Origin of the sequence: Pseudomonas sp. O39 (assembly GCF_045447295.1) — a bacterium.
GTDB classification, from domain to species: domain Bacteria; phylum Pseudomonadota; class Gammaproteobacteria; order Pseudomonadales; family Pseudomonadaceae; genus Aquipseudomonas; species Aquipseudomonas antarctica_A.
In genome coordinates, this window is record NZ_JBJGXV010000026.1 from 26,905 (window position 1) to 51,658 (window position 24,754).

27 protein-coding genes and 1 pseudogene are annotated in these 24,754 nt (G+C 59.3%); 11 read left to right on the plus strand and 17 right to left on the minus strand.

Annotated features, from left to right (window positions below):
* Positions 1–13: 13 nt before the first annotated feature.
* A complete protein-coding gene (locus ACI77D_RS24995) occupies positions 14–724 on the minus strand; it encodes a tellurite resistance TerB family protein (protein ID WP_407017686.1) in 711 nt (236 codons plus the stop codon).
* 331 nt (positions 725–1,055) lie between these two features.
* Here ACI77D_RS24995 and ACI77D_RS25000 point away from each other — a divergent pair, with 331 nt between their 5' ends.
* Positions 1,056–2,681, plus strand: coding sequence for a glucan biosynthesis protein D (locus ACI77D_RS25000; protein WP_407017687.1), 1,626 nt, complete (start codon positions 1,056–1,058; stop codon positions 2,679–2,681).
* A gap of 46 nt (positions 2,682–2,727) precedes the next feature.
* Here ACI77D_RS25000 and ACI77D_RS25005 read toward each other — a convergent pair whose 3' ends face one another.
* From ACI77D_RS25005 to ACI77D_RS25015, 3 genes are all read right to left on the minus strand, one after another.
* The gene (locus ACI77D_RS25005; protein WP_064451023.1) at positions 2,728–2,913 is read right to left on the minus strand and encodes a hypothetical protein; all 186 of its coding nucleotides are present in this window, start codon (positions 2,911–2,913) and stop codon (positions 2,728–2,730) included.
* A 435-nt stretch (positions 2,914–3,348) separates the two neighbouring features.
* A complete protein-coding gene (locus tag ACI77D_RS25010) occupies positions 3,349–4,455 on the minus strand; it encodes an NADH:flavin oxidoreductase/NADH oxidase (protein WP_407017688.1) in 1,107 nt (368 codons plus the stop codon).
* Between the two features lie 126 nt (positions 4,456–4,581).
* Entirely contained in the window at positions 4,582–6,483 is a 1,902-nt protein-coding gene (locus tag ACI77D_RS25015) for a potassium transporter Kup (protein WP_407017689.1), read from the minus strand.
* A gap of 412 nt (positions 6,484–6,895) precedes the next feature.
* On the opposite strand from ACI77D_RS25015, the gene ACI77D_RS25020 reads away from it, so the two are divergent.
* The 7 genes from ACI77D_RS25020 (at position 6,896) to tsaA (ending at position 11,793) form a co-directional block, all read left to right on the plus strand.
* Positions 6,896–7,219, plus strand: a complete 324-nt coding sequence (locus ACI77D_RS25020; protein WP_262667152.1) for a type II toxin-antitoxin system RelE/ParE family toxin — start codon at positions 6,896–6,898, stop codon at positions 7,217–7,219.
* Positions 7,216–7,551: an addiction module antidote protein gene (locus ACI77D_RS25025; RefSeq protein ID WP_064451019.1), complete on the plus strand. Its 336-nt coding sequence runs from the start codon at positions 7,216–7,218 to the stop codon at positions 7,549–7,551. Before ACI77D_RS25020 ends, ACI77D_RS25025 begins: the two co-directional genes overlap by 4 nt.
* 180 nt (positions 7,552–7,731) lie before the next feature.
* Positions 7,732–9,072, plus strand: a complete 1,341-nt coding sequence (rimO, locus tag ACI77D_RS25030; RefSeq protein WP_064451015.1) for a 30S ribosomal protein S12 methylthiotransferase RimO — start codon at positions 7,732–7,734, stop codon at positions 9,070–9,072.
* Positions 9,073–9,175: 103 nt separating this feature from the next.
* Positions 9,176–9,643 carry a GNAT family N-acetyltransferase gene (locus ACI77D_RS25035; RefSeq protein ID WP_064451014.1) on the plus strand — a complete coding sequence of 156 codons (468 nt, stop codon included), beginning with the start codon at positions 9,176–9,178 and terminating at the stop codon, positions 9,641–9,643.
* 211 nt (positions 9,644–9,854) lie between these two features.
* The gene (locus tag ACI77D_RS25040; RefSeq protein ID WP_064451013.1) at positions 9,855–10,565 is read left to right on the plus strand and encodes an rRNA pseudouridine synthase; all 711 of its coding nucleotides are present in this window, start codon (positions 9,855–9,857) and stop codon (positions 10,563–10,565) included.
* A gap of 67 nt (positions 10,566–10,632) precedes the next feature.
* Positions 10,633–11,094: a DUF1456 family protein gene (locus tag ACI77D_RS25045; protein ID WP_053254682.1), complete on the plus strand. Its 462-nt coding sequence runs from the start codon at positions 10,633–10,635 to the stop codon at positions 11,092–11,094.
* 3 nt (positions 11,095–11,097) lie between these two features.
* Complete coding sequence (tsaA, locus tag ACI77D_RS25050) at positions 11,098–11,793, plus strand: tRNA (N6-threonylcarbamoyladenosine(37)-N6)-methyltransferase TrmO (protein WP_064451012.1); 696 nt, start codon at positions 11,098–11,100, stop codon at positions 11,791–11,793.
* Between the two features lie 149 nt (positions 11,794–11,942).
* On the opposite strand, the gene fpr is transcribed toward tsaA, so the two are convergent.
* Positions 11,943–12,722: a ferredoxin-NADP reductase gene (gene fpr / locus ACI77D_RS25055; RefSeq protein WP_017529767.1), complete on the minus strand. Its 780-nt coding sequence runs from the start codon at positions 12,720–12,722 to the stop codon at positions 11,943–11,945.
* 124 nt (positions 12,723–12,846) lie between these two features.
* Here fpr and ACI77D_RS25060 point away from each other — a divergent pair, with 124 nt between their 5' ends.
* Complete coding sequence (locus tag ACI77D_RS25060) at positions 12,847–13,773, plus strand: LysR family transcriptional regulator (protein ID WP_042944277.1); 927 nt, start codon at positions 12,847–12,849, stop codon at positions 13,771–13,773.
* A gap of 3 nt (positions 13,774–13,776) precedes the next feature.
* Here ACI77D_RS25060 and ACI77D_RS25065 read toward each other — a convergent pair whose 3' ends face one another.
* The 3 genes from ACI77D_RS25065 to ACI77D_RS25075 form a co-directional block, all read right to left on the minus strand.
* Positions 13,777–14,139 (minus strand): diacylglycerol kinase, encoded by a 363-nt coding sequence (locus ACI77D_RS25065; RefSeq protein ID WP_053254680.1) that lies wholly within the window; start codon positions 14,137–14,139, stop codon positions 13,777–13,779.
* 75 nt (positions 14,140–14,214) lie between these two features.
* The gene (gene erdR, locus ACI77D_RS25070) at positions 14,215–14,865 is read right to left on the minus strand and encodes a response regulator transcription factor ErdR (RefSeq protein ID WP_053137423.1); all 651 of its coding nucleotides are present in this window, start codon (positions 14,863–14,865) and stop codon (positions 14,215–14,217) included.
* Positions 14,866–15,117: 252 nt separating this feature from the next.
* Entirely contained in the window at positions 15,118–15,837 is a 720-nt protein-coding gene (locus ACI77D_RS25075) for a tRNA-uridine aminocarboxypropyltransferase (protein WP_407017690.1), read from the minus strand.
* Between the two features lie 199 nt (positions 15,838–16,036).
* Between ACI77D_RS25075 and ACI77D_RS25080 the strand changes: the two genes are divergently transcribed.
* Entirely contained in the window at positions 16,037–16,477 is a 441-nt protein-coding gene (locus ACI77D_RS25080) for a PA3611 family quorum-sensing-regulated virulence factor (protein WP_053254678.1), read from the plus strand.
* A gap of 378 nt (positions 16,478–16,855) precedes the next feature.
* Positions 16,856–17,968: a TIGR00730 family Rossman fold protein gene (locus ACI77D_RS25085; RefSeq protein WP_064451010.1), complete on the plus strand. Its 1,113-nt coding sequence runs from the start codon at positions 16,856–16,858 to the stop codon at positions 17,966–17,968.
* Between the two features lie 193 nt (positions 17,969–18,161).
* On the opposite strand, the gene recX is transcribed toward ACI77D_RS25085, so the two are convergent.
* The 9 genes and pseudogenes from recX to ACI77D_RS25130 form a co-directional block, all read right to left on the minus strand.
* A complete protein-coding gene (gene recX / locus ACI77D_RS25090) occupies positions 18,162–18,629 on the minus strand; it encodes a recombination regulator RecX (protein ID WP_053254676.1) in 468 nt (155 codons plus the stop codon).
* An 8-nt stretch (positions 18,630–18,637) separates the two neighbouring features.
* Entirely contained in the window at positions 18,638–19,696 is a 1,059-nt protein-coding gene (gene recA, locus ACI77D_RS25095; protein ID WP_048720087.1) for a recombinase RecA, read from the minus strand.
* A gap of 83 nt (positions 19,697–19,779) precedes the next feature.
* Positions 19,780–20,280 carry a CinA family protein gene (locus ACI77D_RS25100; protein ID WP_064451008.1) on the minus strand — a complete coding sequence of 167 codons (501 nt, stop codon included), beginning with the start codon at positions 20,278–20,280 and terminating at the stop codon, positions 19,780–19,782.
* Between the two features lie 30 nt (positions 20,281–20,310).
* Positions 20,311–20,532 (minus strand): annotated as a pseudogene (locus tag ACI77D_RS25105) (hypothetical protein); the annotation flags it as partial.
* A gap of 76 nt (positions 20,533–20,608) precedes the next feature.
* Entirely contained in the window at positions 20,609–21,181 is a 573-nt protein-coding gene (locus ACI77D_RS25110; RefSeq protein ID WP_407017691.1) for a glycoside hydrolase family 19 protein, read from the minus strand.
* A gap of 22 nt (positions 21,182–21,203) precedes the next feature.
* Positions 21,204–22,214, minus strand: a complete 1,011-nt coding sequence (locus ACI77D_RS25115) for a contractile injection system protein, VgrG/Pvc8 family (RefSeq protein WP_064451006.1) — start codon at positions 22,212–22,214, stop codon at positions 21,204–21,206.
* 9 nt (positions 22,215–22,223) lie between these two features.
* A complete protein-coding gene (locus tag ACI77D_RS25120) occupies positions 22,224–22,436 on the minus strand; it encodes a tail protein X (protein ID WP_064451005.1) in 213 nt (70 codons plus the stop codon).
* The gene (locus tag ACI77D_RS25125; protein WP_262667148.1) at positions 22,429–22,812 is read right to left on the minus strand and encodes a phage tail protein; all 384 of its coding nucleotides are present in this window, start codon (positions 22,810–22,812) and stop codon (positions 22,429–22,431) included. Before ACI77D_RS25125 ends, ACI77D_RS25120 begins: the two co-directional genes overlap by 8 nt.
* A complete protein-coding gene (locus ACI77D_RS25130) occupies positions 22,812–24,671 on the minus strand; it encodes a phage tail tape measure protein (protein WP_407017692.1) in 1,860 nt (619 codons plus the stop codon). Before ACI77D_RS25130 ends, ACI77D_RS25125 begins: the two co-directional genes overlap by 1 nt.
* Positions 24,672–24,754: the final 83 nt, after the last annotated feature.

The window sequence follows — 24,754 nt, forward strand, 5'->3', positions numbered from 1 at the left end:
CGCTGGATGAGCGTCAAAGGGTGGCTTGGCGCACCTGTTTTTCCAGCTCGGCCTTTAGACCGGGCTCGAGTTTCAACTGGCGCGCCAACTCATCCAGATAGGCCTTTTCCATGAAGTTTTCTTCGTCAACCAGCATCACGCTGGCAACGTACATCTCGGCGGCCATTTCCGGGGTGCCGGCTGCGCGGGCCACGTCGGCGGGGTCGAGGGGTTTATTCAGCTCGGCATGCAGCCAGGTTTGCAGTTCGCGGTCGTTATCCAGCTTGGTGAATTCGCCCTCGATCAACGCGCGTTCGCGCTCGTCCACATGCCCGTCGGCCTTGGCCGCCGCGACCAACGCTTTAAGAATGCCCTGGCTGTGTTGCTCGACCTGGGCCGGTGGCAGGCGGTCGATGGTTTGCGGTTCGCCTTGAGGCGCGCCGGCCTGCTGCGCCTGCCAATTGCCGTAAGCCTTATAGGCAATCACGCCCAATGCCGCCAGGCCACCGTAGGTGAGGGCCTTGCCGCCAATTTTACGGGCCTTCTTATTACCCAGCAGCAAACCCATGGCACCGGCCGCCAGGGCCCCGCCACCCGCACCGCCGAGCAAACTGCCCAGCCCGCCACTGCCGAGCAGCCCGCCGAGTGCCCCTTTGTCGTCCGATTTACGCTGGCCGCCAGCCTTGTTTTGCAACATGTCCTGGCCCGATTTGAGCAGTTGGTCGAGCAATCCACGGGTATTCATTCGCAGCCTCCAGACACTTGGGTTCGTAGGACCAATAGGCCCCCAGCGTAAAACTAAGTGCCAAAAAGCCGCGATCTAGAGTGCTTCCAGATGTAACGCCGCCAGCCTGGCTGCCAGACCTCAACTCCGCACGCACACGTAGAAACAACTTGTTTCACACGCAACGCCATTACCTCGCCATCAAGCAATTTTCCTTATCCATCGAACCGCTTAAGCTATCCGGCGTCTGTTTATAGTCCGTTGCGTTTGGCCGAAGGCATGTCCGAACCGTTATTTCTGATCCAGCACGTGCCAGGAACGGCGCGGGATTTGCTCACGACAGGTTGTCTCTATGCACCGCAGGAATTTGCTCAAAGCATCCATGGCCATTGCGGCTTATACCGGTTTGTCGGCCTCTGGCCTGCTGGCCGCGCAGGCCTGGGCCGGGAACCGTGCCGCCGATGGCAAGGCCGTGGCGTTTGATTTTGAAACGCTTAAAGCCCAGGCCAAGCAGCTCGCCGGCACCGCGTATAAAGACACCAAACAGGTGCTGCCGCCGACGCTGGCGACCATGACCCCGCAGAATTTCAATGCCATCGGCTATGACGGCAACCACTCGCTGTGGAAGGAACTGAACGGCCAGCTCGACGTGCAATTCTTCCACGTCGGCATGGGCTTCAAGACGCCGGTGCGCATGCACAGCGTCGACCCCAAGACCCGCGAAGCGCGCGAGGTGCATTTCCGCCCGTCGCTGTTCAACTATGAAAAGACCACGGTCGACACCCAGCAGCTGACTGGCGACCTGGGTTTCTCCGGTTTCAAGCTGTTCAAGGCGCCGGAACTGGATCGCCATGACGTGTTGTCTTTCCTCGGCGCCAGCTACTTCCGCGCGGTGGATTCCACCGGCCAGTACGGCCTTTCGGCACGCGGCCTGGCAATTGATACCTACGCGAAAAAACGCGAAGAATTCCCCGACTTCACGCAATTCTGGTTCGAAACCCCGGCCAAGGACGCCACGCGTTTTGTGGTCTACGCCCTGCTCGACTCGCCGAGCGCCACCGGCGCCTACCGCTTCGACATCGACTGCCAGGCCAACCAGGTGGTGATGGCCATCGATGCAAATATCAATGCGCGCACCACCATTGAACAGTTGGGCATCGCGCCGATGACCAGCATGTTCAGCTGCGGCACCGTTGAGCGCCGTATGTGCGACACCCTCCACCCGCAAATCCACGACTCGGATCGGCTGGCGATGTGGCGCGGCAACGGCGAGTGGATCTGCCGCCCGCTGAACAACCCGGCCAAGCTGCAATTCAACGCGTTCGCCGACACCGACCCGAAAGGCTTCGGCCTGGTGCAGACCGACCATGAGTTCGCCAGCTACCAGGACACCGTGGACTGGTACAGCAAGCGCCCAAGCCTGTGGGTAGAACCGACCACCGCCTGGGGCGAAGGCTCGATCGACCTGCTGGAAATCCCCACCACCGGCGAAACCCTGGATAACATCGTGGCCTTCTGGACCCCGAAAAAACCCGTGGCCGCCGGCGACTCGCTCAACTATGGCTACAAGCTGTACTGGAGCGCACTGCCGCCGGTAAGCACCCCGCTGGCGCAAGTTGACGCTACCCGCTCAGGCATGGGCGGCTTTACCGAGGGCTGGGCACCGGGCGAGCACTACCCCGAAGTATGGGCACGCCGGTTTGCTGTGGACTTCAAAGGTGGCGGCCTGGACCGACTGCCCGCCGGCACCGGGATTGAGCCGGTGGTGACCTGTTCCCACGGCGAAGTGAAAGATTTCAGCGTGCTGGTGCTCGACAACATCAAGGGCTATCGCATTCTGTTCGACTGGTACCCGACCAGCGACAGCGTGGATCCAGTGGAATTACGCCTGTTTATCCGCACGCAGGACCGCACGTTGAGTGAAACCTGGCTGTATCAGTACTTCCCGCCTGCGCCAGACAAGCGCAAGTACACCTGATACAACGCGTTCCCACGCACGCGTGGGAACGCTTCCCTCCTGCGGCTCAGAACCGCGACACGCTCTTCATTGCCCCGATCAAATACCGCATCGCCATTTGATCGCTTTCGGTCAACGCCCGATATTGCGCCAGCAGCTCCCTTTCATCCGAACTCAACCTTCGACCCCGCAAGGCTATCCGGCGACTCAGAAAAGACGCCACCGCACTCGCTACGCCATAGGATTTGGTCATGGACCGTTACTCCTGATTTCAGTCAAATACTTCGGGTGCCCATCTCCCAACTCCCTTGAGGCGCGATACCTTCGGGGACAAGCCGGCTGACTCCCTGGGCCAGAAATCAGACTTACCCTAAGCGTAGAAACAATCTCGTCACGTGTGGGATTTTTTTAGAGCATTCACTTAAAAAATTCTTCGGTAACAAAGACCTACAACCCTTTCTCACACAGAGGTCGGTTCAGGTGGATGTCGTGGGGCTCTTGCGCATACAGGTCGGGGTCCGCTCCATGCGGGCGACGGTTACCTACAACGGGATATCGCTCTGGGCTAACGTAAGATCCCGCCGCATGATTGCCGCTGATTTCCAGCGACCAAGGATCGGGCTTGCGTGACCTGCGAGCACAAAAAACCCACCGGTTCAGGGTGGGTTTGTATGAAACAGGCGCAGGATCAGTCCCTCAAATCAGACTCATGAATCGGCTGATCGCGATGGGTCGCCCGTTGGTATTGCGCTGGCCAAATCGCCTTGCGCCCGCCCAGGTCGTCGTCGGCATGCAGCGGCCAATACGGATCACGCAATAACTCACGGGCCAGGAAGATAATGTCGGCCTGGCAGGTGCGCAGGATATGCTCGGCCTGGGCTGGTTCGGTGATCATGCCGACCGTGCCGGTCGCGATACCCGACTCTTTACGCACACGCTCGGCAAAGCGCGTCTGGTAACCCGGGCCTACCGGGATTTCGGCATTGGCGGCAGTGCCACCGGAGGATACGTCGATCAGGTCCACGCCGAGGTCTTTGAGGCGGCGCGCCAGTTCCACGGTTTCATCAGGGTTCCAGCCGTCTTCAACCCAATCAGTGGCCGATACGCGTACAAACAGCGGCAGCTCTTGAGGCCAGACCTCGCGCACAGCCTTGGTCACTTCCAGCACCAGGCGGATGCGATTTTCAAACGAACCACCGTATTGGTCCTGACGCTGGTTGCTGATCGGCGACAGGAATTGGTGCAGTAGATAACCGTGCGCGGCATGGATTTCCACCACTTCAAAACCGGCGGTCAACGCACGCTTGGCGGCGGCCACAAAGTCGCCAATCACGTTCTGGATCTGCGCTTCGTCCAATGCTTTGGGCTGGGTGTGATTCGGGTCAAAGGCAATCGGCGATGGGCCTACCGGCACCCAACCGCCGTCTTCCGGCTTGACGCTGCCATGCTTGCCGATCCATGGCCGATGAGTGCTGGCCTTGCGCCCCGCATGGGCCAATTGAATGCCCGCGACCGCGCCTTGGGCGGCAATAAAGCGCGTGATGCGTTGCAACGGCTCGATCTGTGCGTCGTTCCACAAGCCCAGGTCCTGGGCGGTGATGCGGCCATCGGCGGTCACGGCGGTGGCTTCGGTGAAAATCAGCCCGGCGCCGCCGACGGCGCGACTGCCCAGGTGCACCAGGTGCCAGTCATTGGCCAGGCCATCGTCGGATGAATACTGGCACATCGGCGAGACGGCAATCCGGTTGAGCAGGGTCAATTGGCGGAGGGTGTAGGGTTCGAGCAGCTGACTCATGACGCACCTCTTCTGGGTTCTGTGGGCACTCTTCAAACAGTGCTTAGAGCCTAGTCGACAACGGTAGCTTGCACAGGGTTCAGAAGGAAAACGGGAGCCGATTGCCGGCTCCCGTGTTGCAGTGGCTTACATTTCGACCTGGGTGCCCAGCTCGATCACCCGGTTTACCGGGAGCTTAAAGAAGCGCAGGTTGCCATTGGCGTTCTTCAACATGAACGCGAACAAACTTTCACGCCATCGGGCCATGCCCTTGATGCGCGAGGCGATCACCGTTTCGCGGCTGAGGAAGTACGTGGTGCGCATCGGGCTGAAATCCAGATCGTCCAGATGGCACAACTTCAGCGCTTCGGGCACGTCCGGCTCGTCGGTAAAACCGAAGTGCAGGATTACGCGGAAGAACCCTTCCCCGTAGGCATCCACCTCGAACCGCCGTGAGCTAGGTACGCGCGGAATATCTTCGTAGACCACCGTCAGCATCACCACCTGTTCATGCAACACCTGGTTATGCAGCAGGTTATGCAACAGCGCGTGAGGCACGGCGTCGGTCCGCGCGGTGAGGAACACCGCCGTGCCCTGCACGCGATGGGGCGGCTGCACGCGGATACTGCTGATAAAGATCGGCAACGGCAGGCCGCCTTCGTCGAGGCGGTCCATCAGCAGTTCCTTGCCGCGCTTCCAGGTGGTCATCAGGATAAACAGCACAATCCCCGCCAGCACCGGGAAGGCACCACCCTGGACGATCTTCGGCACGTTGGCGGCGAAGAACAGGCCGTCCACCAACAGGAAGCCGATCAACACCGGAATCGCCAGCACCGGTGGCCACTTCCAGAGCAGCAGCATCACCGCCGACACCAGGATGCTGGTAATCAACATGGTGCCGGTCACTGCCACGCCGTAGGCGGAGGCCAGGGCATTGGAGGATTCGAAGCCGAGCACCAGCAGGATCACGCCGACCATCAGCGACCAGTTCACCGCACCGATGTAGATCTGACCTTGCTCGGCGCTGGAGGTGTGCTGGATGTGCATGCGCGGGATGTAACCCAACTGGATCGCCTGACGCGTCAGGGAGAACGCGCCGGAAATCACCGCCTGGGATGCAATCACGGTGGCCAGGGTCGACAGCGCGACCAACGGCACCAGCGCCCATTCCGGCGCGAGCAAGTAGAACGGGTTGCGCGCCGCTTCGGGGTTTTCCAGCAGCAACGCGCCCTGGCCGAAGTAGTTGAGCACCAGCGCCGGCAGCACCAGGGCGAACCAGGCACGCGCGATCGGCTTGCGGCCGAAGTGGCCCATGTCGGCATACAGCGCTTCGGCACCGGTCAAGGCCAGCACAACGGCGCCAAGAATCGCCACGCCCATGCCCGGATGGGACACAAAGAAACGCACGCCCCACACGGGGTTCAGCGCGTTGAGCACCTCGGGATGTTGCAGGATGCCGTGCACGCCGAGGCCGCCCAACACCAGGAACCACACCACCATCACCGGCCCGAACAGCTTGCCGATACGGTCAGTGCCGTGTTTCTGGATCAGGAACAGCCCCACCAGTACCACCAGCGACAGCGGCACCACCCAACGTTCAATCCCATCAAAGGCCAGTTCCAGGCCCTCGACCGCCGACAATACCGAGATCGCCGGGGTAATCATGCTGTCGCCATAAAACAGCGCCGCACCGATCAGGCCGAGGATCACCAGCACCGAACGCAACTTGGGGTACGGCGACGCCGCCCGCCGCGCCAGCGCTGTCAGGGCCATGATGCCGCCCTCGCCCTGGTTGTCCGCGCGCAGGATAAACAGCACGTACTTGATCGACACGACCCACACCAGCGACCAGAAAATCAGCGCCAGAATGCCGAAGACCCCGTCATGATTGACCTGAACCCCGTAACCACCTGTAAACACTTCTTTAAGGGTATAGAGCGGGCTGGTACCGATATCGCCGTAAACCACCCCGACTGCCGCCACCAACATGCCAATCGGCTTTGCATTGGAATGCTCGGCACCTGCTGCCTGACTATTTGCCTGACCCATCAACCACTCCTGCCCTTTGACCTGAGGTCTTATATAAACAACGCGCCTAAGCTGACCGTAGCATGCGCTGTTTTACTTCTCGTAACAGACGTTTTATTGACCCCGAGGTTTTACCCGCGTGCAACGGCGCGAAGCATAGCGCAGCACTCGTCGCATTTCCCTGCTCAAGTGGTTCTGGTGTCGTTTTCTGCAGCCGTTAATAAAGGTCACGGCATTTTGGAGCCTTTTTGCCTGCATTGATCACATTACGGCGGACCGTATATTTTTGGCCTGGCTCATTAGTGCTGCCTAAGCGGCGTAAGCCGGGACTCCCCAGCTGGCTTAGCTGATCAATAAATCGTGCCCCTGCATGGCGCGCGCAGCCGATATATAAACTCAATCATCGGCCTGTCTCTTTTAAAGTACATTTCTCATGTACGAAGTGAAACACGTACTGTCAGTCAATGGCGTGGATATCTACCAGGCTTGGCTGGACACCGTGCAAGACACGCGTTCAAAAGCAAGAATCACAACCAGAGTGGACCGAGCATCACTTGGTCACTTTGGCCTTACCGAGCCGGTGGGAGATGGAGTTTTTGAGATGAAGCTCGACTTCGGACCTGGCTTTCGCGTGTATTACGCAATCCAGGACCGGAAAATAGTTTTCCTGCTGGGCGGTGGCTCAAAGGCCAGACAGCAGAACGACATTGATCAGGCCAAGGCTCTCTGGAAATCTTACAAGGTGCAGCAAAAATGACCATTCGTACTCGTTCTCATGAAGATAGCGTTCTTGAAATGCTCCGAGACGACGAAGCGTTCGCCCTCGAATATCTTTCTGTCGCGCTTGAGGAAATCGATGAAGCGGGTGGTGAGGACGCCTTCCTTGTCGCTATCCGTCGCATAGCGGAAGCTCGTGGCGGAATGCTCAGTTTGTCGCAGAACACGGGGCTTAATAGAGCAAATCTGTACAGATCCATCGCCGTCGGCGGTGACCCAAAGCTCTCCACCCTCCTGAAAGTGCTTCAAGCGTTAGGTGTAGGCATGTCTAAAGTTGTATCGCACCGCACAGAGCACGACGCCCGGGCTTAAGTGCAGGGTAAGGGCTATGCGAATTAGCCAATACAGCACTCGTCGCATTTCCCTGCATAAAGCTGGTCAAGTGCGTTGCCCGTCGCTAGAATTGCGCACTTTTTGATCAGAGGCGCGCTAAGCGCCCGTCCGCTGCCCTGCCCTTCTGGGCGGCGGCGTCATTCAATACCGAGGTTAGACATGTCCACCACCATCGCAAAAGCCAACCCAAAGGTCGGCTTTGTATCCCTGGGTTGCCCGAAGGCTCTCGTTGACTCCGAGCGCATCCTCACGCAACTGCGTATGGAAGGCTATGACGTCGTGTCCACTTATCAGGACGCCGACGTGGTGGTGGTCAACACCTGCGGTTTCATCGACTCGGCGAAGGCTGAGTCGCTGGAAGTGATCGGCGAAGCGATCAAGGAAAACGGCAAGGTCATCGTGACCGGCTGCATGGGCGTGGAAGAAGGCAATATCCGCAAGGTGCACCCAAGCGTGCTGGCCGTGACCGGCCCGCAGCAGTACGAGCAAGTGGTCAACGCCGTGCACCAGGTGGTGCCGCCTCGCCAGGACCACAACCCGCTGATCGACCTGGTGCCGCCGCAAGGCATCAAGCTGACGCCGCGCCACTACGCCTACCTGAAGATTTCCGAAGGCTGCAACCACAGCTGCAGCTTCTGCATCATCCCGTCGATGCGCGGCAAGCTGGTCAGCCGCCCGGTCGGTGACGTGCTCGACGAAGCCCAGCGCCTGGTCAAATCCGGCGTCAAAGAGCTGTTGGTGATCTCCCAGGACACCAGCGCCTACGGCGTCGACGTGAAATACCGCACCGGTTTCTGGAACGGCGCGCCGGTGAAAACCCGCATGACCGAACTCTGCGAAGCCTTGAGCAGCCTGGGCGTGTGGGTACGCCTGCACTACGTTTACCCGTACCCGCATGTGGACGAGCTGATCCCGCTGATGGCCGCCGGCAAGATCCTGCCGTACCTGGACATCCCGTTCCAGCACGCCAGCCCGAAAATCCTCAAGGCCATGAAACGCCCGGCCTTCGAAGACAAGACCCTGGCGCGTATCAAGAACTGGCGCGAGATCTGCCCTGAGCTGATCATCCGCTCCACGTTCATCGTCGGCTTCCCTGGCGAGACCGAAGAAGACTTCCAGTACCTGCTGGACTGGCTGACCGAGGCCCAACTGGACCGCGTCGGTTGCTTCCAGTACTCGCCGGTGGAAGGCGCTCCGGCCAACCTGCTGGACGCTGCCATCGTTCCAGACGACGTGAAGCAAGACCGTTGGGAGCGTTTCATGGCCCATCAACAGGCCATCAGCTCGGCACGCCTGCAACTGCGTATCGGCAAGGAAATCGAAGTGCTGATCGATGAAGTCGACGAGCAAGGCGCAGTTGGCCGTTGCTTCTTCGATGCCCCGGAAATCGACGGTAACGTGTTTATCGACGATGCCAGCGGCTTGAAGCCGGGCGACAAGGTCTGGTGCACGGTGACAGACGCCGACGAATACGACCTGTGGGCTGAAAAGCGCGATTAAGGCTGTAAAAAATTGAAAAAGCCCCGCTTCTGAACAAGATGCGGGGCTTTTTTAGGTCTATCGTTTGCCCATCGACGCCGATCATCGGCAAGGGGCAGCGGGCATGCGTCAGCATTCGGTTATCCACACACCTAAAATCAGCGACTTCGCGCAATTGGCGCAGATCTGGGAAGCGTCCGTGCGCGCGACCCACGACTTCTTGCCGGACAGCTACATCGTGCTGCTTAAGGAACTGGTGCTGACACGTTACCTGGACGCCGTCATGCTGATCTGCACCAAAGACGCGCGCCAGCGTATTACCGGGTTTGCCGGGGTGGCCGCGGGTAAAGTCGAGATGCTGTTTATCGACCCGCAGCACCGCGGCCAGGGCCTCGGCCGGCAACTGCTGCGCTATGCGATCGAGCACATGAACGCCGATGCACTGGACGTCAACGAACAGAACCCCCAGGCCCTGGGCTTTTACTTCAAGCAGGGGTTCGAGGTAATCGGACGCGCGGAGCATGATGGCCTGGGCCAACCGTACCCGTTGCTGCACATGCGTTTGCGCCAACAGCAACGGCGCAGTGGCTGACGAAACACAGTGCCAATGTGGGAGCGGGCTTGCTCGCGAATGCGGTGTGTCAGTCAAAGATGTGCTAGCTGATCCACCGCATTCGCGAGCAAGCCCGCTCCCACATTTTGAACCGTGTACCAACCAATAAAGCCACTACGCTGAAATGGGGCCGGGATTAACCGCGCCCACACAGGTACAATAGCCGCCCCCTTTTGCTACGGCCCTTGTCATGACTGACCCCATACGCCTTTCCAAACGCCTTATTGAACTGGTCGGTTGCTCCCGTCGGGAGGCTGAGCTGTTTATCGAAGGCGGCTGGGTCTCGGTGGACGGCGAAGTGATTGACGAGCCACAGTTCAAGATCACCACCCAGAAGGTCGAGCTCGATCCAGAGGCCAAGGCCACTGTGCCGGAGCCGGTGACCATTCTGTTGCACGCGCCGGTAGGTATGGATGCCGAAACGGCGATGGCCTCGATCAGCGCCGAGACCCTGTCCGAAGAACACCGCTTCAGCAAACGCCCGCTCAAAGGCCACTTTCTGCGCCTGACCGCCAGTGCCGACCTGCAAGCCAAGGCCAGCGGCCTGTTGGTGTTCACCCAGGACTGGAAGATTCTGCGCAAGTTGACCGCCGATGCCGCCAAGATCGAGCAGGAATACGTGGTGGAAGTCGAAGGCGACATGGTTGCTCATGGCCTTAATCGCCTGAACCACGGCCTGACCTACAAAGGCAAAGAGCTGCCGGCCGTAAAAGCCAGCTGGCAGAACGAAAACCGCCTGCGCTTTGCGATGAAAAACCCGCAACCGGGCGTCATCGCTCTGTTCTGCGAAGCCGTTGGCTTGAAAGTCATCGCCATCCGCCGTATTCGCATTGGCGGCGTGTCAATTGGCAAAGTGCCAGTAGGCCAATGGCGTTACCTGTCCGGCAAAGAGAAGTTCTAAGCCGCACCCCTTTCTTGACACCGCCTGACTGGGCGGTGCCCTCAGTTGAATACCAGGATTGCCCACCATGATTCACAACGACGTACTGCGCAGCGTGCGCTACATGCTCGACATCAGCGACAACAAGATGGTCGAGATCATCAAACTTGGCGGCATGGACGTGACCAAGGAAGACCTGCTGACCTACCTCAAGAAAGATGAGGAAGAAGGTTTTGTATTCTGCCCGGACGACGTCATGGCTCACTTCCTGGATGGCCTGGTGATTTTCAAGCGCGGCAAGGACGAAACGCGTCCGCCGCAGCCGATTGAAACCCCGGTGACCAACAACATCATCCTGAAGAAGCTGCGCGTCGCCTTCGAACTGAAAGAAGACGACATGCACGCCATCCTCAAGGCCGCCGAATTCCCGGTGTCCAAGCCTGAGCTCAGCGCGCTGTTCCGCAAGTTCGGCCACACCAACTACCGCACCTGCGGCGACCAGTTGCTGCGCAACTTCCTCAAGGGCCTGACCCTGCGGGTTCGTGCGTAAGCCATGAGTTACCAGGTCTCGCCCGTCGGCTTCGTGCGCTCCTGTTTCAAGGAGAAGTTCGCCATCCCGCGCCAGCCGCAACTGGCGCCGGCCGCCCGTGGCGTGCTGGAGTTGGTGGCACCGTTCGACCAGGGTGAGGCGGTGCAGGGCCTGGAACAGGTCAGCCATGTCTGGTTGCTGTTTCTGTTCCACCAGGCTCTGGAAGACAAGCCTCGCCTCAAAGTGCGCCCGCCGCGCCTGGGCGGCAACACGTCCATGGGTGTATTTGCCACCCGCGCGACCCATCGTCCCAACGGCATTGGCCAGTCAGTGGTCAAGCTGGACAAGGTCGAACCGGGGCGGCTGTGGATTTCCGGGATTGATTTGCTGGATGGCACGCCAGTGCTGGATATCAAGCCGTATGTGCCGTATGCCGACATTATCGACAGCGCCACCAACAGCATCGCGAGCAGCGCGCCGCAGCTGATTCCGGTGCAATGGCTGAAGACCGCCCTGCTCCAGGCACAAGGCCACGCTCAGCGCCTTGACGAGCCGTTGGTGGCGTTGATCGAGCAGTGTCTGGCACAGGACCCACGGCCGGCGTATCAGACGCCGGGGCCTGAGCGTGAATACGGGGCACAGTTCTGGGATGTGGATGTGCGCTGGCACTATCCGGAGGCGGGCGTGATCTGTGTGCTGGAAGTGGTTCCAGCCAAATAAGCGCCGAAAACAAATGTGGGAGCAGCTTATGTGGGAGCTGGCTTGCCGGCGATGCAGACACCTCGGTCGTTAAGTTGAACCGAGGTAATGCTATCGCAGGCAAGCCAGCTCCCACAAAAGCCAGCTCCCACATTCATTTGGATCGGTGATTACTTCTCGACGAACGCGCGTTCGATCAAGTAGTCACCCGGCTCACGCATACGCGGCGAAACCTTCAGGCCGAAGCTGTTCAGCACTTCGCTGGTCTCGTCCAACATGCTTGGGCTGCCGCACAGCATGGCACGGTCGTCCTCGGGGTTGATCGGAGGCAGGCCGATGTCGCGGAACAGCTTGCCGCTGCGCATCAGGTCGGTCAGGCGGCCTTCGTTTTCGAACGGCTCGCGGGTCACCGTCGGGTAGTAGATCAACTTGTCACGCAGCGCCTCGCCGAAGAACTCGTTCTGCGGCAGGTGTTCGGTGATGAATTCGCGGTAGGCGACTTCGTTGACGTAACGCACGCCGTGGCACAGGATCACTTTTTCGAAACGCTCGTAGGTCTCCGGGTCCTGGATCACGCTCATGAATGGAGCGAGGCCAGTACCGGTGCTGAGCAGATACAGGTGTTTGCCCGGCTTCAAATCGTCAAGCACCAGCGTGCCTGTCGGTTTTTTGCTGATGATGATCTCGTCGCCTTCCTTCAAGTGCTGCAATTGGGAAGTCAGCGGGCCATCCGGCACTTTGATGCTGAAGAACTCCAGATGCTCTTCCCAGTTCGGGCTGGCAATGGAGTAAGCGCGCATGAGCGGGCGGCCGTTGGGCTGTTGCAGGCCGATCATCACGAACTGACCGTTCTCGAAGCGCAGGCCCGGATCGCGGGTGCACTTGAAGCTGAACAGAGTGTCGTTCCAGTGATGAACACTGAGGACACGCTCGTGGTTCATGTTGCTCATGTACGGGGAACTCCTGGAAATGGGTCTGCGCCAATGTTTGGATGCGCAATTGCACCGCATTCTAATGGCGGCGACAATATCTGTTAACTGGATTATTAAGATAAGGGTTATCGGTTATATAGATATGCGATTTACTCTACGTCAACTGCAAGTTTTCGTCGCCGTCGCCCAGCAGGAAAGCGTCTCACGCGCTGCTGGCCTTCTGGCCTTATCTCAATCCGCCGCCAGCACGTCGATTACCGAGCTGGAGCGTCAATCCAGCTGCCAATTATTCGACCGCGCGGGCAAACGGCTGAGCCTCAACGCCCTCGGCCACCAGCTTTTGCCCCAGGCCGTGGCGCTGCTGGACCAGGCCAAGGAGATCGAAGACCTGCTCAACGGCAAGTCCGGCTTCGGCTCCCTGGCGGTCGGCGCCACCCTGACCATCGGCAATTACCTGGCCACCCTGCTGATCGGCAGCTTCATGCAGCAGCACCCCGAGAGCCAGGTGAAGCTGCATGTGCAGAACACTGCGAATATCGTGCACCAGGTCGCGCACTACGAAATTGACCTGGGTCTAATCGAAGGCGACTGCAGCCACCCGGACATCGAGGTGCAAACCTGGGTCGAAGATGAGCTGGTGGTGTTTTGTGCGCCCCAGCATCATTTGGCCAAACGCGGCGTGGCGACCATGGAAGAGCTGACCCATGAAGCGTGGATCCTGCGCGAACAAGGTTCAGGCACACGCCTGACGTTTGACCAGGCCATGCGCCATCACCGCAGCGCACTGAATATCCGCCTGGAACTGGAACACACCGAGGCGATCAAGCGTGCGGTGGAATCGGGATTGGGGATTGGCTGCATTTCCCGGCTGGCACTGCGCGATGCGTTCCGCCGTGGCAGTTTGGTGCCGGTGGAAACCCCGGACCTGGACCTGGCCCGGCAGTTCTACTTCATCTGGCATAAACAGAAATACCAGACCTCGGCGATGCGCGAGTTTCTGGAGCTGTGCCGCGCTTTCACCGCCGGGGTTCAGCGCAGCGACGAGATCGTGCTGCCGAGCATTGCCTGATCCTCAGATCAGAATCACGGCCCACACCAGGGTGATCATGGTCAGTGCCACGAATTGCGCGGCGCTGCCCATGTCCTTGGCGTTTTTCGACAAAGGGTGACGGTCGAGCGAGATGCGGTCGATCGCCGCTTCTACGGCTGAGTTGAGCAGCTCGACGATCAACGCCAGCAGGCACACCGCGATCAGCAAAGCGCGCTCGACCCGGCTGACGTGCAGGAAAAAGCTCAACGGGATCAGGATGACATTCAGCAACACCAACTGACGGAATGCCGCCTCGCCGGTGAAAGCCGCGCGCAGGCCATCCAGGGAATAGCTCCCTGCGTTGAAGATACGTTTGATACCGGTTTGACCCTTGAAAGGCGACATAGATGTAGGCAACTGAACCAAAGAAGTGGGGAAACTAGATGACACAAAGTCAAAAAAGCGTGAATCGCTAACCGCTTAATGCTGCGAAATTGACTCAAGTTGTTGCAAGAGCAGCGCCGCCTGGGTTCGCGTACGCACCCCCAATTTGCGGAAGATCGCCGTGACATGGGCCTTGATGGTCGCTTCCGACACGCTGAGCTCATAAGCAATCTGCTTGTTCAGCAAACCTTCGCAGACCATGGTCAATACCCGGAATTGCTGGGGCGTCAGGCTCGCGAGGCCATCGCGCGCGGCCTTGGCTTCGTCGGACACATTGATTTCTTCGAACGCTTGCGGTGGCCAGGACACATCGCCGTCCAACACCTTGCGAACGGCGTTCTGGATATCCTCCATGGCACTCGACTTGGGAATAAAGCCGCTGGCGCCAAACTCCTTGGAGCGCACCACCACGTCGGCGTCTTCCTGGGCCGAGACCATCACCACCGGAATTTGCGGGTATTGCCCGCGCAACAGCACCAGCCCCGAGAAACCGTAGGCACCTGGCATGTTGAGGTCGAGCAGCACGAGGTCCCAATCGGACTTTTCGGTGAGGCGGGCTTCCAGCTCGGCAATGCTGGCCACCTCAACCAGGCGCACGTCCGGACCAAGGCCCAGGGTAACGGCCTGATGCAGCGCACTGCGAAACAGCGGATGGTCATCGGCTATCAGGATTTCGTATGTGGCCATTGATTAAATGATCCTGTTTTTTATGGGAGCCCTGATGGGTTCAGGGTTCGCCAGTACACAAGGCGACGGCCAGGCAGCCATCGCCACAGGGCACGTTCAACGTCAAAAACACCTGAAACGACGCTGAAAATTCACGCTCACGCCCCAATCGGCGCCCAGCATGCCCAGCGGAGCCTGGAGGGTCAAGCACTACGCCCGTGGGCATTTTAGCCAGTTGAGGATTTACGGTGCCATCATGCAAACGTCGTCTGGTTATAGCACCGCGATATAGGGTGCAAGACGAGTATGAACGCTATCCGTCGAGTCCAGGGATAAGTTGAACTTGGCTGCCAGGTAATGGGTGCTGAAGACGTCGAGGTAAGCGTCGAGCACTTCGGCGGCGGCCAGGTCGTCAGCCAGTTCCAGGCACAGCGCCGCCACTTCGGCGGTGCAGAAGTGATCATCACGCTTGGAACGACGCAGTTTGTAACGGGACAACTGCTCGGGCGCCAGGCTCAGGACGGGCAGGTGTTCCAGGTAGGGGCTTTTGCGGAACATCTTGCGCGCTTCGCTCCAGGTACCGTCCAGCAGGATGAACAGCGGGCGCTTGCCCTCCTCAACCGTCACTTCGCTGACAACCCGCTCAGGGGCCACGAATTCACCCGGAAACACGATGTAGGGCTGCCACTGCGGGTCGGCCAGCAGCGTCAGCAATTCGGGGTCGACCTCCGTGCGCGACCAGGCAAACGCAGTGGTGTCGGCGATTACATCGGCGATCAGCCAGCCAGTGTTACTGGGTTTCATCGGCTCGACATCGTGCATCAGCAGGCACATCGCAGATCGAGCCTGCACCGTCGGGCGCCAGGCGCACAGGCAGTATTCGGGAATCACCCGGCAATCGGGGCAACGCTCGGCGCGCGAGCCTCGGTTGAGAAACGGCCTGACGGCACGCGCCAGGCGCTGGGTACGCAAGCGGGAGACGGCGTGGCTCATCGGATGCGCCGCGTAGCAGGGGAAATCGACACTGAGGGAACTCGAGGCAGGCTTTAATTGGAGGCAGTTTACCAGAGCCACTGACACTTCTCAGCGATACGCCTGGCTGTAGTGGCAAGCGGTCACCTATAATTGCGCGCCACTGAACGCACAGCGCAGTGGCTGGTCTATGCACCAGTAACCGAATCAGGAGAGTTTCATGCTGCGTTCCATGCTGCGCCTTGTTGCCCCATCCGTCGCCCTTGCGCTGGTTCTGCCCATGGGCGCCCACGCGGCCTCGCTGCTGGAGGCCCAAATGAACAGGAAGCTGCAAAGCGTCGCGGCAGAAAGCAACAAGGACCTGCCCCGGGAAATCGATGAAAAGACCCTGGAAGTGGCCTACACCGTTGAAGGCATGCAACTGATCGATCACCTCAGTGTGCAACCTGATCGTGCCGAACAGATGCGCGCCAACCCGAAGGCCGTGTACTTCCAGTTGGGCCAAAGCGTGTGCCTGAACAAGGGTTACCGCGAGTTGATGGCCAAAGGCGCAGTGATGCGCTATGAAATCACCGAGAACAAGACCAACCGCCCTGTGGCATCGGTCAAGTTTGTGGAAGCGGATTGCCCGGCACCCGCTGCTGCGAAGAAGAAAAAGTAACTGTTGCTCGATGATCGCGCGCGGCTGTCCAGCAGCGCGCACCTCCCCCGCGTCACTTGCCAGCCGGCAACTAAACTGCTTGATGAGTGACCAATAAGCGGTTGCCAGCCAAGGGTTTTTCGGCTCATGATCAAGTCATCCCGGTAGCCCCTCCACAGCGTTTCCCACGCCGTTCTGTAATATTTTCAGGGCAAAAGAGGGTTGCCCGCCTGCGACTTGCAGTGCAAAGGTTTCTAAATCACAAGGAACATACAGAGCCCGCTTTGCCCCTTGGCGAACACCGTGCAATGCCTTGGGCATGCAGCGACACATGCAGTGTCGCGGTCCCGGACGAATATCTCGCCGATGGCCCAGGTTCTGTGAAGAAGGAGAAGTTGAATGCCTTACGAATCGAATGACCACCTGCTCCGTCATTTTGACGAAAACGGGGCGGACCTCACGCAGCAGGTCGACGCACAACTCCAGTTGATCGCCCCCAACAGCCCGAATATCCCCCTTTATCGCGACATGATCCTTACCGTCCTGCGCATGGCCCAGGATGACCGCAACCGTTGGAATGCAAAAATCACGCTGCAGGCGATCCGCGAGTTGGATAACGCCTTCCGTGTGCTGGAACAGTTCAAGGACCGCCGCAAGGTCACGGTGTTTGGCTCGGCGCGCACGCCGGTCGAAAGCCCGCTGTACGCCTTGGCCAGGGAAGTCGGCACGCTGCTGGCGCAATCCGACCTGATGGTGATCACGGGCGGCGGTGGCGGCATCATGGCGGCTGCCCACGAGGGTGCGGGCCTGGAACACAGCCTGGGGTTCAACATCAACCTGCCGTTTGAACAGCACGCCAACCCGACCATTGATGGCACCGAGAACCTGCTGTCTTTCCACTTCTTCTTTACCCGCAAGCTGTTCTTCGTCAAGGAAGCCGACGCGTTGGTGCTGTGCCCGGGCGGTTTTGGCACGCTGGATGAAGCACTCGAAGTGCTGACCCTGATCCAGACCGGCAAGAGCCCGCTGGTGCCGGTAGTATTGCTGGATGCCCCAGGCGGTGGTTTCTGGCAAGGCGCACTGGACTTCATTCGCAGCCAGCTGGAAGCCAATCGCTATATCCTGCCCACCGACCTCAAGCTGGTCCGCCTGGTGCACAGCGCTGAAGAAGCGGTAGAAGAGATAAACCAGTTCTATGCCAACTTCCATTCCACGCGCTGGTTGAAGCGTGAGTTTGTGGTGCGCATGAATCATCCACTCAGTGACCGTGCACTCGCCCACTTGCAGAGCGAGTTTGCCAGCCTGCGGCTAAGTGGTGAGTTCCAGCAGCTTGCTTACACAGGCGAGGAACATGATGAACCAAGGTTCAGCCATTTGACGCGGCTGGTGTTCAACTTCAATGGTCGTGATCAGGGCCGATTGCGGGAGTTGGTGGATTACATCAACTTGCCGGAAAACTGGGCACAGGCTCAGGGGAAGACGCAGCAGCGAGTAACGCCAGAGCCTGCGTGATTTTCAAGGCAAAAAAAAAGGCCCACTATTTTCATAGTGGGCCTTTTTTTTTAAGCAGGATCTACAGGTGGAGCAGATTCGATGTGGGAGCCGGCTTGCCTGCGATGGCATCACTGCGATCCTACGGGCATACCGAAATGCCCACATCGCAGGTAAGCCAGCTCCCACACTTTAAAGTTCAGCAGCTCAGCACTTAGTCATCCATGTCGCGGCCGCTCAGTAAGCGGCTGATCATCTCCATCGAAAACCCGCGATAGCTCAGGAAGCGCCCTTGCTTCGCACGCTCCCTGGCATCAATCGGCAGATGCCCTGAAAACTTGCGGCGCCAGGTATCTTCCAACTGCGACTGCCAACTGATACCGCACTCACGCAGGGCGAGGTCGATATCGGCACGTTGCAGGCCACGCTGGCTCAACTCTTCACGAATTCGCGCTGGGCCGTAGCCGGAGCGCGCGCGGTAGGAGACAAAGCTTTCAAGGTAACGGGCTTCCGACAGCAGCCCCTCTTCCGTCAAACGGTCGAGGGCGCTTTCGATCATCTCAGGCTCTGCGCCTCGCTGACGCAGTTTACGCGTCAGCTCGACTCGACCATGCTCGCGGCGAGCGAGCAGGTCCATCGCAGTGCGCCGAACGGCGACGAGTGTATCGAGTACAACAGTCATCGTTTGCTTCAGATGTCAGTGTCGGCTTCTTCTACTTCTTCAACCGGCTCGCGGTTGGCAGCAGCTTTCACGTCGGGTGCTGGGGTCAGCAGCTTGTCGCGAATCTGCTTCTCAAGCGTGGCAGCGATATCCGGGTTGTCCGCCAGGAACTTGGCCGAGTTGGCCTTGCCCTGACCGATCTTGCTGCCGTTATAGGCATACCAGGCACCGGACTTCTCGACGAAACCGTGCAGCACACCCAGGTCGATCATCTCGCCGTTCAGGTAGATACCCTTACCGTAGAGAATCTGGAACTCAGCCTGACGGAATGGCGGGGCCACCTTGTTCTTCACCACTTTAACGCGGGTTTCGCTACCCACTACCTCGTCGCCTTCCTTCACCGCGCCAGTACGGCGGATATCCAGACGGACCGAAGCGTAGAACTTCAACGCGTTACCACCGGTGGTGGTTTCCGGGCTGCCGAACATCACGCCGATCTTCATACGGATCTGGTTGATGAAGATCACCAGGCAGTTGGCGTTCTTGATGTTACCGGTGATTTTACGCAGCGCCTGGGACATCAGGCGGGCTTGCAGGCCCACGTGCATGTCGCCCATTTCGCCTTCGATTTCAGCTTTCGGCACCAGGGCTGCCACGGAGTCGACCACGATCACGTCGATGGCGTTGGAGCGCACCAGCATGTCGGTGATTTCCAGGGCTTGTTCACCGGTGTCCGGCTGGGAAACCAGCAGGTCGTCAACGTTGACGCCCAGCTTGCCGGCGTACTCAGGGTCGAGGGCGTGCTCGGCATCGACGAACGCGCAGGTGGCGCCCATTTTTTGAGCCTGGGCAATCACCGACAGGGTCAGGGTGGTTTTACCGGAAGATTCAGGACCGTAGATTTCAACGATACGGCCTTTTGGCAGGCCGCCAATGCCGAGCGCGATGTCCAGACCCAGAGAGCCAGTAGAAATAGCCGGGATCGCCTGACGGTCGTGATCGCCCATACGCATTACGGCACCCTTGCCGAATTGACGTTCGATCTGACCCAGGGCCGCAGCCAAGGCTTTCTTCTTGTTGTCGTCCATTAAAGTCCTCACGTAATCAATAAGGCCTGACGGCCAACACCTGTATAAGTAGACAGTATTGTTCCACAAAGATCCGGGATCGCCTACCCCTGATTTTCGATTTCTACTGCAGCTCGTCGCAACAAGCCCTCCAGGGCGGCCTTTACCGTTTGTCGGCGAACCTCGTCACGGTTGCCGGGGAAGTGCGCAAGCTCAGCGCTCACGTCCTCGCCAACACCAAACGCCAGCCATACGGTGCCCACTGGCTTGTCCGGCGAACCGCCGTCCGGCCCCGCGACACCGCTGACCGCCACGGCGAAGCGCGACAGGCTTTTTTCCTGCGCGCCCCTGACCATCGCCTCCACCACTTCCTGGCTGACGGCGCCGACTTTGCGGAACAACGCTTCCGGCACACCCAGCTGCCGGGTCTTCTGTCGATTGGAGTACGTGACATACCCGGCCTCGAACCAGGCCGAACTGCCCGGAATCCGCGTGATCGCTTCCGCAATACCGCCGCCGGTGCAGGACTCGGCAGTAGTGACGTGGGCATTGAGCACCTGCAAACGGCGACCCAGTTCAGCAGCCAGTTGAGTGATTTCCTTCACGGTCGTCTCCAGGAATGGGCGGGGGTTTGCCTACCCTACAGGAGCCCATCGGCCATGCAAGTTACAGAGTGCATCAAGAAACCAACGCCCGACGGCATGCACATAAGCCTGGCAGGCACGCAGGGCGATCAGGGCGTTATCACCGTCGTCGGTGATGCCGATAATTCGTTGAGCATGCGCCGGGTCAAGTCCGGCTCGCGGGGCTTCATTAACCACGCCGCCGGGGGTGGCGGCGGCTGGCACTGGGCAGCCGATTACCGTGCGAACCGCGCGCCATATCACCCAGCCTGTCCCCGTCACACCACCACCTTCAGCAGACAAACACCGATCAGACGACAACCCGCCAGGAAACACATAACGCCGCTTTCGCCCGCGCCCACAATTGCAAACGGTCCTCCAGTCCGTTGAGCCCGCCGTTTATGCGTCGGGTGATAGTGGTGAACTGGTCCTTGTCGGCGAGTTCATTCAAACCGTTGCTCTGCCAGAACCACGCAGCCGACTCACACGCCCACTGCGGTTGCTCCAGCAAATCGGGCTCGCGCAGCAAGCGATCATCACCAAACAGCGCCTGGCTGCAGGCCAGGTAGTTACGACGCCCGGTGATCTGGATCAGCCCCCTGCCCCGGTACTTCTGGCCGTCGCCATCTGTTTGGGGCGTGTTGCCCAGGCGCTCGGCCAAGGCACCAGTGTCATATTTGCTCAGGTACTGGTCGCTGCCCAGTTCACGCACGTAGCGCAGTTGGCCGGATTCGTGGCCGACCTGGGCGAGGAAGGCGGCGATGCGCTTCGCATTGCTTATCTCGTAGCGAACGAACGCCGCATTTAAAGGCGTTAAAAAAAAGCCCGCTCTAAGGCGGGCACCCGGCATCACGTCAAGCAGTTGGGGGAGTGTTATCACCATGGGTTTTACTCTTGAAAAGTGCCTATATCGATAACCCACACGCCGTAATCGAACTGCGATACCCCGTCACGGGGTCGCCGACATGCACCACCTGTTTGATCGACCATCGCCCCCGCATGTATGGCGGCCACGTCTCATCCAGCAGCAACAACCCTTCAGCCGCCAACAACGGATTGCCGGGACAATCGATCAACAATTTCAAGTCTTCACGCCCCACACGGCGCAGTTCGCCTTCGGCCACGGCGCGGGCTTCGGCTGCGTTCTGGTAGCGTTGACGCAAGGTTTTGAACGGCGCATTGCCCACCTGGACCACACGCTGCTTGCCAGCGGAGGCATCCCACCAACTGGCGCGGCAGCCCTCGTATTTCGCGCGGGACGTTTCGTCGAGCTTGGCAGTAATGAAGCTCTGTTCACCGGGGCGGTTGTCCTCCGTCACGGACAGCTTCACCTCCGGCAGTAGCTGACCGGAGAGCGAATTGACTCGGCCGGCTTCGGCCAACACGTAGAGCTCGTTAAACGGTTTGGTGACCGCAGAGTAGATTCTGGCAAGGCGCGAAATGAACGCCATATCACTCTCGTTGGACTGGTCGATGTGCGGAATCGCAATACCCTCCAGCGCGGGTGCCACACGTGGTGAAAAGCCGTGAGGACTGACCAGCTGGCGAAACAGCGCGCCCAGCGTTGTCGGACCGTAACTGGCGGATCGACGCTGCCGATAACCCGTTGCATCCACCACACTGAAGGGCGCGGCTGTGGCCACGATCATCAAGCGCATGGGAAACAGCACCGGGGTACGTTGGGTGACGACAAATTCGCCCTTTTCCACCAACCCCGACTCCAGATAACCGGCACGCAAGCCGATCTTGCCACTCAGGGTGGGCAAACCTTCAAGGCCTTCAATATTAAGCGTCAGTTCCAGCCGATCCGCCTTAATGCCGGCAGCGTCAGTGTGGCTCCAGTGCATCAGCCGTTGATTAAGCAGCGCCGCATTGGCGCCATAAAACTCCACGATCGGTGTGAATCCCTGTGCCATGCAGCCTCCTTAATCCCAGGCCAGAACGGGGCGTACAGCAGCCGGCCGCGCTGGCAGTTCAGGCACGATTACCCACACGCCGGCCGGCAGTACCGGGCCGTATTCGGCCATCCCAGGGTTCAGGCGCCAAAGGGTTTCTTCCGCTGCATCATCGCAACGGCCCAACTCGCGGTAGAGCAGCAGGTTGACCGAATCACCGGCAATACTTCGCACTCTACGCATTGACGAATTCCTCTAATTCCATGGTCCAGGCCATGAGCATGGCGGTGCCGTCGTCGATCACATAGCTCTGGGTTTCCGTCACCGAGTTTATCCGCCAAAGGCCCCAGTTACGGCCAATGCCATCGACCAGGGGCAATGGCGCCCGCGCATTTTGCAGCGCACGTAATTCGTCCAGCCGCTGCATACCGATGGCGTACATCGCCGTGCCGCTGAACGTGAGTTTTTCCAGCTTTTGGCCGCTCTGCCGCGACTGGGACTTGCTGGCAATGATCGCCAGGTCACTCCAGCCGCCGTCGCTGGTACGTATCAGCGACGAATAGGCAAAGCCTCGGGATAAGCCAAAAACAAAGTCGCCGAGTACCATCTGTTGTCGCATCAATCACCTCCTGAAGGATCGGCCAGTGCCGCGTTGCGCCGGATCCCCAGGCTGTCGGTGACCATCGGCATGCATTGAAATTGCAGGGCCTGGATCACTTGGTTGACGACCTGCTGGGCATCGGCCGGGTTGACGCCGGTGATCTGGATGCTCGGGGCAATCGTGACTTGCACGTTGTCCGTGCGCGCGGCGTTGAGCTCCTTGCTCACCGCATTGGGCGCAGGCAGGCGATCACTTGAGCTGAACAATTTGTCACCGAGCCAGGCGCCCGCCTCACTGCCGAGCAAACCGCCGATTGCACCACCGACAGCCGTGCCGACACCGGGAAAAACCAGCGTGCCGATAGCGGCGCCGGCAGAAGCTCCGGCCCAGGCGCCACCCGCTGAGCTCAGGCCTGATCCGACAGCTTTAGCGTCGCCGTTGCGTACGCCTTGAACCACATCCATGGCAGTGTCCACGTACTTCAACGGGCCGAGGCGCCGGGCGGCGGACGACTCCAGTTTTCCCATCGCGCCCCACAAGCCCGAAGCGGGCATTTTCAGTGAGCGCGCCGTTGGAGCGGGCAGATGCTCACGGCTGACGGGCTGCATGCGCGACGGGGTATTCGCACTTCCTTCAGCGGGCAACGGCACAAGTCCCCGCTCCAACGCTTCGATCAACCCAGGCCCTCTGCCTATGGATGATTGAGATGAACCAGTATTTTTCTTGCGCCTGTTTGTGCTGGCGGCGCGAGGCTGTAAACCTGGCGCCGCGGCCCCAGCATGGAAACCGACAGACTGCTGCTGGGGAAACCACTTCGAAAGGCGTTCGCCCACGCCACGCAGCGATGCAACCCAACCACCGCCTTTTGCGGGGGAACGTCTTGTGGCGGCAGGTTTCGGTGCAGACATTTGCTTCTTGGGTGTGTTTTGAGATTTTTTTGGGTTTTGCGATTTTTTTGGATTTTCGGACTGTGGTTTTCGGGAGTTCCTTTTCCTGGAAGAACCACCCGGTGCAGAACGGCTACTCGTGATGGGCTTTTCGGCCGCGGCTGAACAGCAGCAGGACTTTTCCTTTTCAAAGCCCTTGTCCTTGAACAACTTGCCAACCCCACCGCCCAACTTACCCAGCGTCACATCGATAAGATTGCCGGTTACCCGGGTTTTGATCGTCTCCCCCAAGCCCGAGAAAAACCCGGTAACCACCGGCGAAACCACCGGCAAGATTACAGCCTCAGCCGTTTTAACCGTCTTGGCCATAACCGGCGATTCACTGGCCAAATCATTGGCCGTATTCATCACGCCAGTCTTCACTTGCAGCCATGTTGGCTCGAGCAATACCGACACGGGCTCCAGCGTCTTGGAAAGGCGTTTTTCGCTGGCACTGGACTCCGCGCGCAGAACCGTTGTCGACTTATCCGACGTCGCCGTCGCATCAAACGAACGGTGGGCATTCGAATATCGAAGTGCTGCGACCGGGTCGAGAACCTGCCCGCTGCCCACCGTCATTGCTTCCCGGGTAATGCGCCGGTCTTCAGACTGGGTCGATTTAAACTCGGCAACCCTGGTCGTGTCGGTGCGCGCCTGGGTTTTCAACAGTTGGGCATCAGCCGCCTTCAGTGAGGATAAGGACGTTGCGAGGGAATCCACGTTCTCGCGCAATACGCCCAAAGACTGTGCGAATTCATTAAGTTTCAAGCCGGCATTGGCCAGTTCCAGCACCATCCCGGATAACGGTTCCAGCGCCTTTATGTCGACGGGTTTTTCTGGCCCGAGCGCACCTGAGCTGAGGATATCGGCATCATTTGCGCCGTCTGCACTACCGAAAATGTCACGGCCATCCTTGGCCATGGCATTCGCGAGCGAATACTTGTTCTGCATCCCGCTTACTCCTGTTTAACGCCAAGGCGAGTGATCGCAATGTCGTAGCGGCGCAATGCTTTGCCGGCGTCCCAGTCGAGGAT